The following is an 18,302-nucleotide window of genomic DNA, read 5'->3' on the forward strand; positions in this document are numbered from 1 at the left end:
CGGATGTCAGCCGAGGCTCACATCGTAGAAGAGCGGTCGCCCGTAGAGGTCGTAGTCCAGACCCTGCACACGTTCGCCGACCGCCGTGATCGCCGAGGGGCTGTAGAGCGGGACGATGGCCGTGTACTCCGCGTTCCACTGCTGCAGCTGCGTGTAGAGCTCGTTGCGGGCGTCCTGATCACTCGACGCGACGGCCTCTTCCAGGAGCGCGTCGATCTCCGGATCGCTCACCTGCGAGGCGTTCTGGAAGCCGTCGGTGTGCAGGTGCGCACGGAGGAAGTCGGCGTCCACGCCGGAGAAACCCCAGTCGGTGAGGTCGAACGTCTTCGGCTCGTACTGGGCGTTGTAGGCGCCGGGCTCCAGCTCCTCGCGCTGCACCTCGAAGCCGATGGCCTTGAGGTCCGACTGGATCGCGTTGGCCAGCGCCGCGCGGTCGTCCGGGACCGGGGTCCAGGCGATCCACCGCACGGACAGGCGCTCGCCGTCCTTCATGCGGATGCCGTCGGCGTCGCGCTCCGTCCACCCGGCCTCGTCGAGCAGGGCGTTCGCGGCGTCCTGATCGAACGGCCAGGAGTCCTCCAGCGACGCGTCGTAGCCCGGGGTCGTGCTGCCGAGGATGCTCCACGCCCGCGGGAACTGCCCGAAGTAGATCTCCTCGACCGCCGCGTCGACGTCGATGCCGCGGGCGAACGCCTGCCGCACCTTCTCGTCGGCGAAGACGCCGTACTTCTCGTTCAGGTAGAGCGAGTAGGGCAGTCCGGGGTACTCCACCGAGTCGACCGTGACGCCGGCGTCGTCCAGCCCGGCGACCTGGTTCGGCGGGATGTTGCTGGCGAGGTCGGCCTCCCCGCTCTCGATCACTCCGGTACGCACCGACGCCTCCGGCTGGATCTGCACGCGCAGCGTCTCGAACGCCGGCGCCTTCGCCGCGTGCGGACCCCAGGCGTAGTCGTCGTTGCGCGTGTAGACGATCTCCTGGTCTGCGGTGTACTCGGTGAGCACGAAGGGTCCGGTGCCGACCGTGACGTCGGGGCCGCCCGCCTTGAGCTTGTCGGCCGACTCGGCCAGCACTGCCGGCGAGTAGAAGCCGAGCTGCGGGGTGCTGGCCGCCTGCAGGAACGGCGCATACGGCTGCGTGAACGAGACCTTCACCGTGTGGTCGTCGACGACCTCGGTGCCGTCGTAGAAGTCCGCACCGAGCATGCTCGCCGCCTGAGCCGAGGCGGTCTCCGGGTCGACGATCCGGTCGAAGTTCGCCTTGACGGCCTCCGCGTCGAACGGCTCGCCGTCGGTGAAGGTCACGTCGTCGCGCAGCGTGAACGTGTACTCCGTGCTGTCCGGCGAGACGTCCCAGCTCTTCGCGAGCCACGGGCTGAACGTGCCGTCGTCCTCCTGGAAGACCAGGGAGTCGAGCACCGCCCGCTGCACCATGCCGGAGACGTCGAGCTGGCTCACCTGCGGGTCCATGTGCCCGGCGGACAGGTTCGCGCCCTCGATCGACCACACGAGCTCACCGCCGTCGCTCTCCGTGGACGGGCCGGCGCACGCGCTCAGCACCAGGGCGGTGGCGGCGGCGAGCGCAGCGAGGGGCAGGAGGCGACGCACAGGGGTGGCGGGCATGAGGATTCCTCAGAATGGACGGGTCGGGATGTCTCCATCCTAGGGCGGTTTTTTGGACCCGGTCGATCTGTGCCCGTCCCGGGATCAGGGGGACGGCAGGATGACCCGGTGTCGCTCTGCGGCCCCGGCCCCTTCCCCCTCGACACGTGTCCGCCCTGGCGCGACGACCGCCGCGCTCACCCCCTGCACGCGAGGCTCCGGCAGCCCGACCAGCCGCACGTCGACGAGGAGGTCGCCGCGGTTCCCCGCGATCCGCCAGCGCAGTTCGGCCTCCGTCGCCGCGGCCACCACGCGATCCGGGAAGGGGTCCTGCTCTGCGCGGAATCCGCCGATCTCCTGGACGTGTGCCGCCAGCCGGGCATCGCGGACGTCGGCCGGGATGTCGTCGAGCACATGGTCGGCGAGGAACGGGTACGTGGCGGCAGGCCGTCCGGAGCGGATCGCGGCATCGAGAGCCTGCGCGGCGGCGACCGTCTCCGCCCACGGGTGCAGGACCGCGGAGGGGGCGTCCGTCTGTTCGAGCAGCTGCTGGAGCGCGGCGCCTGCGATCCGCCGGGCGCCGAACTCGTCGGAGTTCCCGAAGGCCACGACGCCGATGCCGGTGGCGGCGTGCCAGCGCATGTGCGCCGAGAATCCGGGAAGGCCGCCGGAGTGCTGCACGACCCGCCCGAACCGCCGGTCGTCTTCGACGAAGAGGCCGTAGCCGTAGCCGGCCCCCGCGAGATCGCGCCCGTCGAACATCGCCGTCGGCACCGGGATGGGGGTGCGGGCCTGCTGCAGTTCCCGTCGCGACGCCGGAGCCAGCACGGCGGGCGCCAGCGGGTCGTCGGTGAAGGCCGAGCCGAGGAACCACATCCATCTCGCGATGTCGTCGACGGTGCTGAACATGCTGCCGATGCAGCCGAGTGCCCCGGACCCCACGAACGGCTCGGGGCGGAACGTGGCGCCGTCGTCGAACGTCCGGAACCCGCCGGCCAGCGTCTCGGGCGCGTAGCCGTCCGCCCCGTGCGCCGTCCGGCGCAGTCCGAGGGGCTCGAGCAGGGTCTCCCGGATGACGTCCTCCACGGCCCGCCCCGTCACCGCTTCCACGACGCGGCCGAGCAGCGACTGGCCGAGGTTGGAGTACTGGTAGACGGTTCCCGGCGCGGCCGCGAGCCGCACCCCACCCGCGAAGAGCGCCGCGATCTCCGCGCGGGAGGCGCCGAGATGGCGGTCCACCCAGGCGTTGTCCTCCCCCAGACCGGACCGGTTGGAGAGCAGCAGGTCGCCGGTGACCTCGACGTCGGCGCCCCGATACTGCAGCCGGACCTCCGGCAGGTAGGTGCGGATCGGCGCGTGGAGGTCGAGCAGGCCGCGGTCGCGCAACGAGAGCACGGTGGCGGCCAGGAAGCTCTTGGACATCGACGCGATGCGGAAGACGGTGTCCCGCGTCGTCGGGGCCTCATCGGCGCGGGGATGGCCGTGGGTGAGCACTGCGCGGACGCTTCCCCGTTCGGCCACCGCGGCGATGGCGGCCGGGGCGGCACGACGCGCGCGCTCGTCCAGGCCGTGGCGGAGTGCCTCCGCGGCGGTCTCCTCCGTGACGAGGAGATCCGCATCCTTCCCGGTCATGCGGGGACCCCGGCGCGCACCTCGTCGGCGAAGGCCTCGATGAGCGCGCGGCTGGCCGCGGTGTTGTGATCGTGCACGCGCTCGGCGGCGGCGATGAGGGCGGGAAGCGAGCGTCCCTCTCCCCGCAGTGCCGCGTCGTCCCAACGCGCGAGGTCGGCCGCGGACGCCTCGGGATGGAACTGCACGCCCCGCACCCGAGCCCCCAGCCGGAAGGCCTGGTTCTCGACGGCGGCGCTCGTCGCCAGCAGCACCGCCGCGGATGGCAGCCGCGTGATCATGTCCTGGTGGTTCTCGATCATCGGAGCCTCATCGCCGAGGGCCGCGAACAGGGCGTCGGCACGTCCCGCCGCGGTGGGGCGGATGGGGGTCGCGCCACGTTCGATGGGTCCGGTCTTCTCGGCGACCTCGCCGCCGGCCACGTGGGCGAGCAGCTGACCGCCCAGGCAGATACCGAGGGTGGGGAGGTCACGGTCGATGGCCTCCGCGGCGAGCGCGCGCTCGGCGGCGAGCCACGGCGCGCGGTCATCGTCGTCCGGCATAAGCCCGCCGCCCAGCATGACGAGTCCGGCGTAGCCGTCCAGGGAGGTGGGCAGCGGCTGCTCGGCTCCCACGATCTCATCGACGTCGATCGCCTTCTCCCGCAGCCAGGTGCCGAGGCGGCGCGGGCCGGAGCTCGCGGAGTTCACGATCACGAGGACGCGCGGGGTCACAGCGCCCCCTCCCGGATCGTCGTGTCGACCGCCGGAGCGAGCGCGGCCGCGGCGGGCTCTCCTGCACTGCCCGCGAGAAAGGCCTCGTGGTCGGGGTCCGACGCCTCCAGCACCCGGAGGACGTTCTCGTGCGCCAGGGCCCGGAGGTCGTCCTCCGACCAGCCTCGACGCCGCAGCTCGGCGAACAGCGCCGGGTACCCCGAGACGTCGCCGAGACCGTCCGGCATCGCATCGGAGCCGTCGTAGTCGGCGCCGATCCCGACCGCCTGTGCGCCGGCCACGCGACGCACGTGGTCCAGGTGATCGGCGACGTCCGCGACGCCGACGCGCGGCGCCTCTCCTTCTCCGCCGGCTTCCCACCAGTCGCGGCGGCCCTGCGAGACGAACGTGGGGACGAATGGCACCATCACGACGCCGCCCTGCGCGCCGATCGCGGCGAGCACGTCGTCCGGCACGTTGCGGGGGTGGTCGCACAGGGCGAAAGCGCCGGAGTGGCTGACCATCACCGGGCGGGTCGTGATCTCCAGAGCATGCCGCATGGTCGTCGGAGCGACGTGCGAGAGGTCGACGAGCACACCGATGCGGTTCATCTCACGCACCACCTCGCGTCCGAAGTCCGTCAGGCCGCCGTGGCGCGCCTCGTCGGTCGCGGAGTCCGCCCAGGCGATCGTCCGCGACCAGGTGAGCGTCAGGTACCGCGCGCCGAGACGCGCGAACTGCCGCAGCACGGCCAGCGATCCGCCGAGCTGGTCGCCGCCCTCGATGCCGATGAGCGAGGCGATCCGCCCCTCCGCCATCGCCGCACGCACGTCGGCCGCCGTCCGAGCGATCGCGAAGCGCTGCGGGTGGGCGTCGACGAGGCGGTGCACGAAGTCGATCTGCTCGAGCGTGGCCACCACCTGCTCCGCCCCCTCCAGCACGGGATCGACCCAGACCGACCAGAACTGGCCGGCGACCCCGCCCGCGGTCAGCCGCGGCAGATCGGTCTGCGTGGCCGTCACCGGGCCGGAGAGCTCCGCGACCCGGTAGCCGAGCAGCGTCCTGCTCGCCCAGGCGAGGTCGTTGTGGCCGTCGATCACCCGATCGATCGGCAGGTCCGCGTCGACCATTTCAGTCCTCTCGTCCATCCAGCACCGCGTTCATCCGCGCGGTGAGCACCGGGTCCACGGCGCGCGCGACACCGTCCAGCTCCCGCACGGGCACCGCACCGCGGGTGCTGGAGCAGAGCCAGAGGGCGTCCGCCCGCTCCAGATCGTCCCGCATCATCGGACCGACGCGGGAGGGCACCTCGGCGAGTCCCGCGAAGACGTCGGCCTGGGTCGTCCCGGGGAGCACCCCGTGCTCGGGCGGTGGCGTGACCAGCGTCCCGTCGAGCCGCGCGATCAGCGTCGACCGCGGCCCTTCGAGGACGAACCCGTCGGCGCTGACGAAGACGACATCGTCCGCACCTCGGCTCCGTGCCTCCCGCAGGGCCGCCTGGTTCACGGCGTAGGCGAGGGACTTCGCTCCCTGCAGCAGCCAGGGCGCGGTCTCCATGACGTCGTGCCGGTACCCGCGGTCGAGCACCACCGCGGAGATGCCCCGCGCGCGGACGGCCTCCGGGTCCTCTGCCGCGAAGCCGAGCACCCACCCCGTCGGTCCGGCCGGGTCGATCTCGTCCCCGCGGGTCATCGCGAACTTGATCGAGGCGATCTCCCCGTCCCGGAGCACTCCGGGGCGGGAGACCTCGGCGGCCGCGCGGCGCACCGCCCGCGCCCACAGCTCTCGGCCTGGCGCGGGCAGCCCCAGGAGCTGCGACGAACGCTCCAGCCGCGCGAGATGCGCCTCCAGCGCCTGCGGCCTGCCCCCGCGCACCACGGCGGTCTCGAACACGCCGTCGCCGCGGGTGACGCCGAGGTCGGTCGCCCGGATGATCGGCTCGCGCGGATCGACGGGGTGGATCCCGTCCTCCGCGGCTTCGACGGCGAGATCGAGCCGGTACAGCAGCAGTGCACGCATGGGATTCCGCTCTCGCAGGTTCGGGGTCGGTCAGCCCGCGGTCAGGACGGCCTCGGGGGCCTCGGCCGCGGAGGAGTCGAAGACGCGGGACGCGTCACGGGCGATGCGCTCGGCGAGCACCTCGTGTCCGATGCCCGGTCCGGTGGGGACCGTCACGCGACCGGCGACGGCGGTCACCGGAGGCGCGATGATGTCGGACTCGTAGTACTTGTCCGATCCCGACACATCCGACGGCAGCAGGAAGCCGGGAAGGGACGACAGCGCGACGTTCGCAGCTCGCCCGACGCCGAACTCGTGCATCCCGCCGCACCACACGGGGATGCCCGCGTCCTGCGCAACGTCGTGCGCGGCGCGGGCGACGGTGAGCCCGCCCATCCGCGACACCTTGATGTTGAGGACCCGCCCTGCACCCAACCGGATCATGGTCCGCAGGTCGCCGAGGTCGACGACCGACTCGTCCAGGCACACGTCCGTGTCGAGCCGCGCCTGCAGATCGGCGTGGGCCACGAGATCCCGCGGCGCGAAGGGCTGCTCGATCATGGTCAGCGCCTCGCGATCCAGGCGCGCGAACACCGCGGCCGCCCGCTCGTCATCGGCGTAGGCGCCGTTCGCGTCCACGTGGAGATCGAGGTCGGGGTAGGCGCCGCGCACCGCACGCACCGGCTCGACATCCCATCCCGGAGCGATCTTGAGCTTGACGCGGGGGTAGCCGGCGGCGCGCTGCACCTCCACCTGCGCGAGCAGCTCGTCGATCGACGGCTCGATGCCCAACGACACCCCCGCGACGACCTCGTCACGCGTCCCGCCCAGGGCCGCGGCGAGCGCGACCCCCCGCCGCCGAGAGGCCAGGTCCCACACCGCGCCGGAGAACCCGGCCTTCGCGAACTCGTGCCCGCGGACCCGCGCCCACGACGCCTCCAGCTCCGCCGGCTCCTCCCCCTCGGCACGGAGCAGCGCGGGCACGAGGTACCGCGTGGCGATCTCCCACGCGGTGACCGTGGTCTCCGCACCGTAGAACGGATCGCTCGGGGACGCGATCTCCCCCCAGCCCGTCCGGCTGTCGGCATCGGTGACCTCGACGAGCACGTGTTCGATGCCGGATTTGCGGTGCGAGCTCGTCTCGAAGCTGTGACGCAGCGGCTGGCGCAGGGCGAACAGCCGGACGCGGACGACCCTCACGCCTCCTCCTCGGGGCGGGCCCGCGCGGTCTCGGGGCCGTAGAGACCCAGGCGCGCCACCAGCCGGTCGCGTTCGGCGAGCCGCCGTCGCGCTCCCTTCGCGCTCGCCGTGGTGAGCGCGCTCAGCAGGTGGCACACCGCCGCGACCGGGGTCGGCGAGTCGGCGTACGACGCCGATCCCGTGCGCACCCGGATGAGCGAGGTCGCGATGGATGCGAGCGGGGCGTCCTCGCTGTCGGTGATCACGACGAGCTGACCGCCCGCCTCGTGGAAGAGCCGCCCGAGCCGCACGGTCTCCTCCCGGTAGCGCCGCAGGGAGAACGCGATGAGCACGTCGCTGGCCCGGACGTCGGTGAGCACGGTGAGCGGCTGCAGCGCGTGCCCGTCGACGAGGAAGACGTTCGACAGCGTCGCCGAGAGATCCGCGTTGAGGAGCTGCGCGTACGCCGCCGCCTTGCCCTCGCCGGCCACGTACCGTCGCCGGGCGCCGAGCAGCAGCGCCGCGGCCTGCGGCACCTGGGCCGAGCGGCTGAGCTCCTCGAAGGTCTGGGCGAGCGTGCGCTGCTCGGTCTCGATGATCCGCGCCTGGATGCTCTCGGCGGAGAGGTTGGTGCGGATGCGCTCGCCGTAGCGGTCTCGCGGAGAGACGAGGTCGCGATCCTCCTGGTCGTGGTCGTTCATGCCGTGCCCTCCCGAGGTGTCGCGCGGTAGACCGCCGTGTCGTCGTCGTCGAGGCGCGTGGCCCCGACGAGGACGTCCCCGCGGCGGAATGCCGCGGTCATCGTCCGCTCCAGATCCCGCCGCAGCACCGCGCGCTCCTCGGTGTCGAGGGCGCCGGGACGGGTTGGGATCGCGATCCAGGTGCCGCCGTCCGCCGCCACGGCCCGCCCCCAGTCGTCCGGCCCGAGCATGGGAGGGACGGGAAGGGACCGGCGGGTCGGACGATCGGCGACGTCCAGGTCCCAGGAGACCACCAGGCGGTCGGTGTCGGGGCGGGCGTAGTAGTCGCGCTCGTACGCGATGCCAACGGCGCCGAGAGAGCTCAGATTGAAGTGCGCGTTGCGTGACAGCAGCGGATCGAACGTCCACCGCATCGTCCGCTGCCCCCAGCGCAGGGCCACGGCACGCTGCGCGAGCTTGAGCGCCTGGCCGACGCCGCGTCCCTGGTGCGCGGCATCGACAGCGGCCGCCTGCGAGTAGTGGAAGGACGCGCCGGTGGTGTCACAGCCGGCGAACCCGTACGCGAACCCGATCAGCTCCCCGTCGTCGGCGAAGGCGCCGACCGCGGAACCGCCGTTGCGGGCGAGGGCGGTGAGCAGGTTGGCGTTGAGGGCGTACTCGTTCTCCGTGTACGCGAAGACGCGGGCGTAGAGCGCGGCGGCCTCACGGAACTCGGTGTACCGGGTGAGTTCGCGGCAGCCGTGGGCGACACCGGCGGCCACCGAAGAATGAGGCACGATACGTTTCCTAAGATCGAGGAGTCCTGCTGCTGAGAGCGATGCTATCGGCGGGTTGCGGGGCGATCAAGGGGCAAGATACGGTTCGTAACCGTGACGACTCTCTCGGCAGTGCGCGACGGGGACCATCCTTCCGACGACATCATCGCACTCGTGCGCGAACTCGTGCTGATCGAGACGCCGAGCCGCGACACGGAGGCGAGCGCCCGCATCGCCGACCTGCTGTCCGCCTGGTTCGCCGGCGTCGGCGGCAGCGTCCAGCGGATCCCGCACGAGCTCGGGACGGATCTCGTCATCGACGTCCCCGGTACCGGAGACCCGGTTCTCCTCGTCGGCCACACCGACACCGTCTGGCCGGCGGGCACGCTGTCGGACGACCTGCCGTGGGCCGAGGACGGCGATGTCGTGCGCGGCCCCGGTGCCTACGACATGAAGGCCGGCATCGTGGTGATGCTCGAGGCCCTGCGGCACCTGCAGTCCGTGCCGCTCGCACAGCGGCGCGCCGTGCGGATCGTGCTCGTCGCGGACGAGGAAATCGGCTCCCCCGTCTCGGGCCCCCAGCTCGCGGAACGGGCCAGGGGCGCGGCCTGCGCCATCGGATTCGAGTCCCCGCATCCCGACGGCGCCCTCAAGGTCGGCCGCCGCGGCAGCGCCCGGGTGCGCATCGCCGTCACCGGCCGCGCGGCCCACGCCGCCCTCGACCCCGAGCATGGCGTCTCCGCAATCGACGAGCTCGTCGACCAGCTCCTCCTGGTCCGCACGATCGTGGCGGACCCGGAGCTTCCGAGTCCGGTGCTGTGCAACGTCGGCGTCATCGACGGCGGCGCGAGGACCAACGTGGTGCCAGCGCACGCGGCCGCCGAGATCGGCCTCCGCTTCCAAGACCCGGACAGCGAGCAGCGCGTCCTCACCGCCCTCCAGGAGCTGGCACCGGTGCGCCCCGGCGCCCGCCTCGAGATCGCCGTGCTGAGCGCCCGGCCCGCCTGGCAGGCCTCGGCGGAGGACACCGACCTCCTCGCCCGGATCGCCGCGGGCGGCGCCGCACTCGGCCAGCACGTCGACGGCCGCCCCGCGGCCGGCGCGGGCGACACGAACCTCCTCGGCGGAAAGGGTCTGCCGACCGTCGACGGCTTCGGCCCCCGGGGCGGCGGTGCGCATGCGCTGGACGAGCACTTCCTGCGCTCCTCCCTGCACGAACGCATCGCGCTCCTGCGTGCCGTGCTCACCGTCCCGGCGGAGTGACGATACGATTCCGGTTCGCGTGCCGGACCCGAACCGGCCCGAGATACGTTCCGGATGTCCGCGTCGAGAAGTCATCCTTCGCTCCCGTCATTCCGATGCGCGCATCCTGGCATCCGCGTGTTTCCGCTGTGTTACACCCGCTCGACGGCCGGCGATCTTTCGGATCCGCGCGATTTTTCTTGCGCGATACGCATCGAATGTCTTGACCACAGGGCCGTCTTCCGCTTGCATGGTCAGCACCGACCCGGCTTCACTGTGGATCCGGGCGGCGCCCGAAGGGACCTTCCATGCGTCTTGCCCCCCGCTCCAGAACCGTGCGAAGTCTGACCGCCGCCGCGATCGCCTCCGCGCTCCTCCTCGCCGCTCCGGTCGGTGCCGCTCAGGCGCAGTCCGTCAGCGCCGCCACCGAATCCCCGGCCTCCGACACGACGCTCCGGATCGCCACCTCCGGGTTCGTGGACACGTTCAACCCGTTCATCTCGATCTACCTGACGCCGACGAACATCATCCGGTACGTCTACGAGTCGCTCGTGCAGAACGACGCCGAGGACGGCTCGCCCACGAAGGGCCTCGCCGACAGCTGGGAGGCGACCGACGGTGGTCAGACGTGGACCTTCACCCTCCAGGACGACCTCGTCTGGTCGGACGGCGAGCCCATCACCTCCGCCGATGTGAAGTACACGTACGACCAGATGATGACGGTGCCCGCCCTCGGCACCGCCAACGGCAACCTCGTCTCCAACTTCGACACCGTCGAGACCCCCGACGACAAGACCGTCGTGATCACCCTGAAGACCCCGCAGGCCCCGAACCCCGGCTCGGAGATCCCGATCGTCCCGAAGCACATCTGGGAGGAGGTCGACGACCCGACGACCTTCACCAACGACGCCGACGTGGTCGGCTCCGGCCCGTTCGTCCTCGACAGCTACTCGGCCAACCAGTCCATCGTGCTGAAGGCGAACGAGAATTTCTGGCGGGGCGCCCCCAAGATCGACGCGATCCAGTACGTGTACTACACGAACTCGGACGCCCAGGTGCAGGCGCTCAAGGCGGGCGACGTCGACCTCGTCACGGGCCTCACCCCCACCCAGTTCTCGGCACTCGAGGGCGTCGACGGCATCACCACGCACTCCGGTGAGGGCCGCCGCTACCACTCGATCAGCATCAACGTCGGTCAGCAGACCCGCGACAACGTGCCCTACGGCACCGGCAACGCCGCGCTGAAGGAGCTCGAGGTGCGCCAGGCCATCCGTCTCGGCACCGACACGGCCACCCTCCTCGACAAGGTCCTGGACGGCGAGGGCACGCTCGCGACGAGCTTCATCCCGGCGTCCTTCCCGAAGTGGCACCTGTCGGACGACGACGACGTGATCGTGGGCTTCGACCCCGAGGCCGCGCAGGCGAAGCTCGACGAGGCGGGCTGGGTCCCCGGCGCGGACGGCATCCGCGAGAAGGACGGCCAGCGCCTGAGCCTGCGCCTGCTGACGGACGCGGACGACGCGAACGAGCAGTCCATCTCCGACTTCTTCGTCCCGTGGATGAAGGACATCGGCATCGAGATCACGGTCGAGTCCACCGACTCCGACACGATCAGCGCGAAGGCCACCTCCGGCGACTACGACCTGTACTTCAGCGGCTGGTCGGTCAACCCCGACCCCGACTACCAGCTGGGCATCAACACCTGCATGAACCTGCCGACCGCGACCGACGGCACCGGCGGCACCACGCAGGACGGGTACTGCAACCCGGAGTTCGACGAGATGTACGCCGCGCAGCGCTCCGAGATCGACGCGGAGAAGCGCCAGGAGATCGTGCACGACATGCTCGCGCTGAACTACACCGACACCGCGCAGGTCGCCACCTGGTACGCCAACTCGCTGGAGGCCTACCGCTCCGACCGCTTCACGGGCTTCACGCTGCAGCCGAAGGACGGCGGCATCATCGCCAACCAGGCCGGTTACTGGGGCTACCTCACCGTCGAGCCCGTCGAAGGCGCGACCGCCGGCGGCACCGGCACGAACACCGGACTCCTCATCGGAGGCATCGTCGTGGGGGTGGTCATCATCGGAGGGTTCATCTTCTTCCTGATCCGTCGCCGCAACATCGCCGACGTCGAATGAGTCCGGCGAGACGCCGCGGGTGGCGGGCCTCCGCCCCCGCGGCGTCTCCCGGTCCGCTGTAAGGAGACCCCCATGTCCAACGCGGTACCCCCGTCCACCTCCGCCATCGCGACGAGCGCCGCGGCCGAGGAGCAGCCGAAGGGCGTCGGCGCCCTCCGCTACTTCCTGGTCAAGCTCGGCGGCGCGGCCATCAGCCTGGCGATGGTGATCCTCCTCGGATTCTTCGCCTTCAAGATCCTGCCGGGCGATCCGGTCGCCTCGATCGCCCGCGAGCGCGGGATGAGCGCCGAACAGGCAGACCAGCTGCGCGAGCAGCTCGGTCTGAACAAGCCCCTGTGGCAGCAGTTCATCGACTACCTCGGCAACGTCTTCACCCTGAACTTCGGCACGAGCTACGTCTACCGCACGTCGGTGTCCGACCTCATCGGCCAGTACTTCTGGAACACGATCCTCCTCACCGGCACGGCGGCGATCATCGCGATCGCCCTCGGCCTCTGGCTCGGGCAGAAGGCGGCCTGGAAGCACGGCTCCACCTTCGACCGCATCGTCTCCGGCACGTCGCTCGTGTTCTGGTCGGTGCCGACCTTCTGGCTGGCCCTGCTGCTCCTGATGGTCTTCGGCGGCACGCTGCACTGGTTCCCAACCGGAGGCATGGTCTCCCCCAACCCGCCCACCGATCCGGTCGGCGCGGTCCTGGACGTGATCTCGCACATGGTGCTCCCGGTGATCACGATGGTCGCGGTCGTGTACGCGCAGTACCTCATGGTGATGCGCAGCTCGCTCCTCGAGGAGATGGGCGCCGACTACCTCACCACCGCTCGGGCCAAGGGCCTCCGGGAGGACCTCGTCCGCCGTCGGCACGCCGTCCCCAACGCCCTGCTGCCGACCGTCACCCTCGTCTTCATGCACATCGGCGGTCTCATCGCCGGGGCCGTCACGGTGGAGACGGTGTTCTCCTGGCCCGGGCTCGGGAAGCTCACCTTCGAGGCCATCTCCGGCCCCGACCTCCCGCTCCTGCAGGGCACCTTCGTGGTGTTCTCCACGATCATCATCGCGATGAACCTCATCGCGGACCTCATCTACCGGCAGCTCGACCCGAGGGTGAGGCGCGCATGACCACGGCAACCCCGACTATCCGTTCCCCCCGCGCCCTGGCGTGGCACCGCCGCGGCACCGCCTTCGTCGACTTCTGCCGGCAGTTCGCCCAGCACCGGGCGGGCATGGTGGGCCTCGTCTTCCTCGTGATCGTGGCCCTCATCGCGATCTTCGCCCCCGTGATCGCCCCCGCCAGCATGCTCGACGTCACGAAGCTCGTCGACGTGCAGCGCTTCGCCCCGCCGTCCTGGGAGCATCCCCTCGGCACCGACCATCAGGGTCGCGAGATCTGGGTCCGCATGGTGTGGGGCGCCCGGGTGTCCCTGCTCGTCGGCCTCGCCGCCACGGCGATGTCGATGATCATCGGCACCCTCGTCGGCCTCTCGGCGGGCCACTTCACCGGCTTCTTCGGGGGGCTGATGATGCGCATCATCGACTTCTTCCTCGTGCTGCCGTCGCTGATCCTCGCGATCGTGCTCTCGTCAGTGCTGAGCCGTGGCGTCTGGACGATCATCATCGCGATCGGCCTGACCTCCTGGGCCGGCACCGCCCGCGTCGTCCGCGCGCAGACCCTGTCCGTCGAATCGCGCGACTACATCGAACGCTCACGGGCCCTCGGCGCCGGGCACTGGCACATCATCATGAAGCACCTCCTCCCCGGGGTGCTGCCGCTCGTGCTCGCCAACACGACGCTCACCGTCGGCTCGGCGATCATCTCCGAATCCACCCTCGCGTTCCTCGGCCTCGGCGACACCACCCTGCAGTCGTGGGGCTCGATCCTGAAGAACGCGATGGACGTCTCCGCGGCGACCAGCGGCTACTGGTGGTACGTGCTCGTGCCGGGCATCGCCATCGTCCTCGTCGTGCTGTCGTTCACCTTGATGGGCCGCGCCGTCGAGAACATCACCAACCCGACGCTGAGGAGCCGCTGAGATGCCCGACCTGATCTTCGACGACGTCTCCATCACGTACCGCACCTCGGGGCGGTCGGGTCGGGACGAGGTGGCGGCCGTGCGCAACGTCTCGCTCAACCTCCCCGCCGGGCAGACGCTCGGCATCGCCGGCGAGTCCGGCTCCGGCAAGTCCACTCTCGCCATGAGCGTCCTGCGGCTCCTGCCGCGCAACGCCCGGCTCAGCGGCCGCGTGCTGCTCGGCGACCAGGACGTCGCCACGTTGTCCTTCGGGCAGCTGCGCGCCGTGCGCTGGGCGCAGACGTCCATCGTGTTCCAGGGCGCGATGCACTCGCTCAACCCGGTCCGCACGGTGGGCTGGCAACTCCTGGAGGCGCTGGAGCTGCACGCCTCCGATCGATGGAAGGGCGAGAAGGCGCGCAAGGAGCGGGTGCGGGAGCTGCTCGACATCGTCGACCTGCCGCAGCAGAAGAGCGAGTCGTATCCGCACGAGCTCTCCGGCGGCCAGAAGCAGCGCGTCATGATCGCGATGGCCCTCGCCTGCGATCCCGAGGTCATCATCGCGGACGAGCCGACCACCGCGCTCGACGTGATCGTGCAGAAGCAGATCCTCGACATGATCTCCCGTCTCGTGGCGGAGCGCGGCATCTCGATGCTCATGATCAGCCACGACCTCTCGGTGCTCGCCACGGCGTGCGACCGGATCGCCATCATGCGCGACGGGGAGCTCGTCGAGGTCGGCGAGAGCTACGCGGTCTGCACCACCCCGAAGGAGGCGTACACCCGCCAGCTCGCCGACGCCTTCCCCACGATCGGCGACCCGGCCTCCCGGATGGCCCCGGTGACCCGGCACGGCCGCGATGCGGACGACGTGCCGGAGATCACCCACGGCGACGAGGTGCTGCTGGAGGCCCGCGGAGTCAACGTCACCTACCGCTCCGGCGGGCGCCCCGTGCATGCGGTCCGCGACGTCGACCTCTCGGTGCGCAAAGGCGAGATCGTTGCGCTCGTCGGCCAGTCCGGCTCCGGCAAGTCGACCCTCGCCCGCGCACTCATGGGACTCCAGCCAGCCGACCCCGGGTCGCAGATCCTCTTCGACGGCGCACCGATCCCGTCGAAAGGACGCGACCTCGCGCGGTTCCGCTCGCAGGTGCAGCTCGTGCTGCAGGATCCGTGGGCGGCTTTGAACCCGAAGCACAGCGTGTACGAGTCCGTCGCCGAGGGGCTGCGTGTGCAGCGCTTCCCCGGCGACGAGCGCGAGCGGGTGGCGCAGAGCCTCGCCGATGCGGAGCTCACCCCGCCGGAGCGCTATTTCGGCGCCATCCCGCAGGAGCTCAGCGGCGGGCAGCGGCAGCGCGTCGTGATCGCCGGAGCGCTCGCCGTGCAGCCGCAGCTGCTCATCGCCGACGAACCCGTCGCCTCGCTCGACGCGTCAGTGCGCGGAGAGATCCTCGGCCTCCTGCTGGAGCTGCGTCGCCGCCTCGGGCTCTCGGCCCTCGTCATCACGCATGACCTCGGCCTGGCCTGGAACATCGCCCACACGGTCGCGGTGATGTACCACGGGCAGATCGTCGAGCACGGACCCACCGAAGAGGTGCTGCTGAACCCGCAGCACGAGTACACCCGGCACCTGCTGTCCGCGGCGCCGCGCATCGAGGAGAAGACGGCATGAGCACCCTGACGGAGGCGGCGGTGTCGCCGTATCTCGACACGGCTCCCCTGCAGCCCGGAGACACGGTGGCGATCGTCTCGCCATCCGGTCCCGGCAACGAGGAGAACACGCAGCGCGCCGTCGGCTACTACGAGTCCTGGGGCCTGAAGGTCCGCGTGGGGGCGCACGTCCTCACGCCCCACCCGCGCGCGTCGTACCTCGCGGGGCCGGACGACCTCCGCCGCGCCGACCTCGTCGACGCCTGGCTCGATCCGGACGTGGACGCCGTCGTCACGGCACGCGGCGGCTACGGGGCCCTGCGCCTCCTCGACGGCATCGACTGGGCCGACATGCGCCGAGGGGCGCTGCGCAAGGACGGACGGCCGAAGCTGCTCACGGGCTCGTCCGACGTGACGGCGCTGCACGAGACGTGGCGTGCGCATCTCGACGTCGCGACGCTCTTCTGCCCGATGGCGGGCAACAACGTCTTCCGCGACTCGGAGCAGGTGCGCGACGACGTGCAGCGCTGGCTCTTCGAACCCTGGCGCGGACGCGAGCTCATCGGCCCGAAGACCGAGATCATGACGCCGGGTCGCGCCGAGGGACGCTTCACGGGCGGCAACCTCAGTCTGCTCGCCGCCGGACTCGGCGCCCCGGAGGCGGACGTCCCCGCCCCCGGAATTCTTTTCCTGGAGGACATCACGGAGGAGCCGTACCGCCTCGACAGCTTCGTCACGCAGCTCCGGCGCGCGGGCCGTCTCGCCCAGGCGAAGGGCATCGTGCTCGGCTCCTGGCATGAGTGCGGCGACCTCGACCTGGTCCACGCGCTCATGCGGGATGAGTTCCAGGACGCCGGCGTCCCCGTGCTGTGGGAGCAGGGCTTCGGCCACGACCCGCACGCCCTCACCATCCCGCTCGGTGTGGATGGGGTGCTGGACGCGACCGGCGACGAGCCCCGCCTCACGGTGGGACGGCCATGATCGCCCTTCCGCCCCTCGACCCCCGCATCACCTGGTCGATCCGGCTCGTCGACGCCGGCAGCGGCGAGACCCTGGCCGAGCACGAGCCGCACACCCAGTGCGAGACCGCGAGCATCGGCAAGATCTTCCTGCTCCTCGAGGTCGCTCGGCGGCTGGAGACGGGCGCGCTCGCCGAGGACGACCGGATCGCGGTCCCGGACGAGCACCGCGTCGAGGACTCCGGGCTGCTGTACCGCATGCACGATCAGCGCATCACGGTCCACGACGCGGCGCTCCTCGTCGGTGCGGTGAGCGACAACCTCGCCACGAACGCGCTGATCCATCTCTGCGGCCTGGAGGAGGTGCGGGCCGTCGCCCGGGCCCTCGGGTACCGCGACACGGCGCTGCACGACTACATCCGGAACGAGCGCACCCCCGACCTGCCCTGGACCCCGTCGTTCGGCACGGCGGCCGAGCTGTCCGACGTGATGCGCCGGCTCGGCGCCGGCGAGGCGTTCTCCCCCGCGGTGAGCGCCCGGGTGCTGGACTGGCTCGCCGCCGACACCGACACGTCGATGACCGCCGACGCCTTCCTGCTCGACCCCCTCGCCCACGTCGAGGCCGAGTATCAGGGCATGGTGCTGCGTCACAAGACCGGCAGCGTGAGCTTCGCCCGCGTCGACGTCGGACTGCTGCGGGGCCCGAGGGCCGCCGTCGCGTATGCGGTGGCGGCGAACTGGAAGGACTCCGCGGCCGACCTCCGCGCGCCCGTGCTCGACGGCATGCGCGCCGTCGGCGAGCTCATCCGTGCGCATGTCACCGGACGCGCACGAGACGAGGAGGACGCATGAGCGCGATCGACCTGGAGCTCCCCGACGAGAACGGCACCGCCTGGTCTGTCCTCGTCCAGGACATCGACTCCGGCGAGGTGTTGCTGCGCCATGAACCTGAGACGGTGTTGGACACGGCGAGCGTCGGCAAGATCTTCCTCCTGCACCGCCTCCTCGCCGAGGTGGACGCCGGTACGCGGACTCTCGACGAGCGTGTGACCCGCCGGCCGGTCGAGGCCATCGAGGACTCCGGTCTCTGGTACCTGCTGCAGGCGTCCGAGCTGTCGCTGTACGACGTGGCCGCTCTCATCGGGGCCGTGAGCGACAACGCCGCGACCAACACGCTGGGTCGCGTCATCGGCATCCCGACCGTGCAGGAGCATACCCGCGCGCTCGGCTACACCGCCTCGGCCCTCGACGATATCGTGCGGTGGCCGATCCCGCCCGGCGCCCCGAAGACGTTGTCGCACGCGAACGCCGCGGAACTCGTGCTCTTCATGTCGCGGCTCGCCGATGGGACCGATCTCTCCCCCGCCTCGGCCGACACGCTGCGCCGCTGGCTGGGCGCGGGCATGGACCTGTCGATGGTCGCGTCGGCGTTCGACCTCGACCCGCTCGCGCACTGGGGCTTCGATCGCGGCGTCTGGCTGCTGAACAAGACCGGCACGATCTCCCGCGTCCGCGCCGACACCGGGATCGTCATGTCCCCCACCCGCCGGATCGCCTACGCCGTCCTGGCGAACTGGGACCGGGGCGCCGACGGACGCGGACCGGTGCTGGCCGCCATGCGCCTTATCGGCGAGGGCATCCACGCCGCGCTCGCCGACTGACCTCGGTTCACAACTCAGGACATCCGGCGGCGGTCGGTACGACGCGCCGCTCCCGCGGCGCCGCCGACCCGGTTTCTCCTGAGTTGTGAA

16 protein-coding genes are annotated in these 18,302 nt (G+C 71.1%); 8 read left to right on the forward strand and 8 right to left on the reverse strand.

Annotated features, from left to right (window positions below):
- Window positions 1-6: 6 nt before the first annotated feature.
- From BLU02_RS03415 to BLU02_RS17395, 8 genes are all read right to left on the reverse strand, one after another.
- Complete coding sequence (locus BLU02_RS03415) at window positions 7-1,620, reverse strand: ABC transporter substrate-binding protein (protein WP_060921669.1); 1,614 nt, start codon at window positions 1,618-1,620, stop codon at window positions 7-9.
- Window positions 1,621-1,704: 84 nt separating this feature from the next.
- Complete coding sequence (locus BLU02_RS03420) at window positions 1,705-3,231, reverse strand: serine hydrolase domain-containing protein (protein WP_060921668.1); 1,527 nt, start codon at window positions 3,229-3,231, stop codon at window positions 1,705-1,707.
- Complete coding sequence (locus tag BLU02_RS03425) at window positions 3,228-3,941, reverse strand: type 1 glutamine amidotransferase (protein ID WP_060921667.1); 714 nt, start codon at window positions 3,939-3,941, stop codon at window positions 3,228-3,230. The genes BLU02_RS03420 and BLU02_RS03425 overlap by 4 nt, the downstream gene beginning before the upstream one ends.
- Complete coding sequence (locus tag BLU02_RS03430) at window positions 3,938-5,050, reverse strand: dipeptidase (RefSeq protein WP_060921666.1); 1,113 nt, start codon at window positions 5,048-5,050, stop codon at window positions 3,938-3,940. The genes BLU02_RS03425 and BLU02_RS03430 overlap by 4 nt, the downstream gene beginning before the upstream one ends.
- A gap of 1 nt (window position 5,051) precedes the next feature.
- Window positions 5,052-5,939: an aminotransferase class IV gene (locus BLU02_RS03435; RefSeq protein ID WP_083370874.1), complete on the reverse strand. Its 888-nt coding sequence runs from the start codon at window positions 5,937-5,939 to the stop codon at window positions 5,052-5,054.
- Window positions 5,940-5,969: 30 nt separating this feature from the next.
- Entirely contained in the window at window positions 5,970-7,118 is a 1,149-nt protein-coding gene (menC, locus tag BLU02_RS03440; protein ID WP_060923600.1) for an o-succinylbenzoate synthase, read from the reverse strand.
- Window positions 7,115-7,798, reverse strand: a complete 684-nt coding sequence (locus BLU02_RS03445; RefSeq protein ID WP_060923601.1) for a MurR/RpiR family transcriptional regulator — start codon at window positions 7,796-7,798, stop codon at window positions 7,115-7,117. The genes menC and BLU02_RS03445 overlap by 4 nt, the downstream gene beginning before the upstream one ends.
- Window positions 7,795-8,574, reverse strand: coding sequence for a GNAT family N-acetyltransferase (locus BLU02_RS17395; RefSeq protein WP_157546990.1), 780 nt, complete (start codon window positions 8,572-8,574; stop codon window positions 7,795-7,797). The genes BLU02_RS03445 and BLU02_RS17395 overlap by 4 nt, the downstream gene beginning before the upstream one ends.
- 93 nt (window positions 8,575-8,667) lie before the next feature.
- On the opposite strand from BLU02_RS17395, the gene BLU02_RS03455 reads away from it, so the two are divergent.
- From BLU02_RS03455 to BLU02_RS03490, 8 genes are all read left to right on the forward strand, one after another.
- Window positions 8,668-9,816, forward strand: a complete 1,149-nt coding sequence (locus tag BLU02_RS03455) for a M20 family metallopeptidase (RefSeq protein WP_083370875.1) — start codon at window positions 8,668-8,670, stop codon at window positions 9,814-9,816.
- 314 nt (window positions 9,817-10,130) lie between these two features.
- A complete protein-coding gene (locus BLU02_RS03460) occupies window positions 10,131-11,936 on the forward strand; it encodes an ABC transporter substrate-binding protein (protein ID WP_231919632.1) in 1,806 nt (601 codons plus the stop codon).
- A gap of 72 nt (window positions 11,937-12,008) precedes the next feature.
- Window positions 12,009-13,052, forward strand: coding sequence for an ABC transporter permease (locus tag BLU02_RS03465; protein ID WP_060921166.1), 1,044 nt, complete (start codon window positions 12,009-12,011; stop codon window positions 13,050-13,052).
- Window positions 13,049-13,963, forward strand: coding sequence for an ABC transporter permease (locus BLU02_RS03470; protein ID WP_082749928.1), 915 nt, complete (start codon window positions 13,049-13,051; stop codon window positions 13,961-13,963). Before BLU02_RS03465 ends, BLU02_RS03470 begins: the two co-directional genes overlap by 4 nt.
- A gap of 1 nt (window position 13,964) precedes the next feature.
- Window positions 13,965-15,614, forward strand: a complete 1,650-nt coding sequence (locus BLU02_RS03475) for an ATP-binding cassette domain-containing protein (RefSeq protein WP_060921167.1) — start codon at window positions 13,965-13,967, stop codon at window positions 15,612-15,614.
- Entirely contained in the window at window positions 15,611-16,573 is a 963-nt protein-coding gene (locus BLU02_RS03480) for a S66 peptidase family protein (RefSeq protein ID WP_060921168.1), read from the forward strand. Before BLU02_RS03475 ends, BLU02_RS03480 begins: the two co-directional genes overlap by 4 nt.
- Window positions 16,570-17,403, forward strand: a complete 834-nt coding sequence (locus BLU02_RS03485) for a serine hydrolase (protein WP_060921169.1) — start codon at window positions 16,570-16,572, stop codon at window positions 17,401-17,403. Before BLU02_RS03480 ends, BLU02_RS03485 begins: the two co-directional genes overlap by 4 nt.
- Window positions 17,400-18,212 carry a serine hydrolase gene (locus tag BLU02_RS03490; protein WP_060921170.1) on the forward strand — a complete coding sequence of 271 codons (813 nt, stop codon included), beginning with the start codon at window positions 17,400-17,402 and terminating at the stop codon, window positions 18,210-18,212. Before BLU02_RS03485 ends, BLU02_RS03490 begins: the two co-directional genes overlap by 4 nt.
- Window positions 18,213-18,302 lie beyond the last annotated feature (90 nt).

Source organism: Microbacterium paraoxydans, assembly GCF_900105335.1.
Taxonomy (GTDB): Bacteria; Actinomycetota; Actinomycetes; order Actinomycetales; family Microbacteriaceae; genus Microbacterium; species Microbacterium paraoxydans.